Genomic DNA, 404 nt, shown 5'->3' with positions numbered 1-404 from the left:
GAATCATCGGATGTGCCAAACGGCGGTCACGATCGAGCGTATCGCCCAACGCTTTGCCTTTGGAGCATAATTTGCCAAAGTTGGCAGGATGGTTTGGATCACCGTCAATGCTGACGTGTTGGGTATTCTCATCAATCGTCGCTAACACGCCACAGCCAACACCGCAATAGGCACAGGTAGTCTTGACTTGTGTCAGGGGAGATTTTTGTGGTGCTAAATGTTGTATAGTTGTTGTCACACGTTAACCTTTTACTATTTTTGATTTCTACCAGTCAGATCAGCCCGCCAGCAACTCTTCACAAAACGCTTTGCCAAACAGTAATTTATCTTTGATGGCTGAAATATCTTGTTGATTTTGAATCAGTTCAAAAAACCAACCGCCCTCTTGTACATCACCATATAGT

Annotated in this window: 1 protein-coding gene; it reads right to left on the bottom strand. The window is 44.3% G+C overall.

Features of this window, described 5'->3' with window-relative positions:
* Positions 1 to 238: hypothetical protein (locus J1781_RS00145; protein WP_408004139.1), on the bottom strand; the 238-nt coding region annotated here is incomplete at its 3' end.
* Between the last annotated feature and the right edge of the window lie 166 nt (positions 239 to 404).

This window comes from Rahnella perminowiae (assembly GCF_019049695.1).
Lineage (GTDB): Bacteria > Pseudomonadota > Gammaproteobacteria > Enterobacterales > Enterobacteriaceae > Rahnella > Rahnella perminowiae.
The sequence above is the reverse complement of the archived record's forward strand: the minus strand, read 5'-3'. Positions and strand labels throughout refer to the sequence as shown.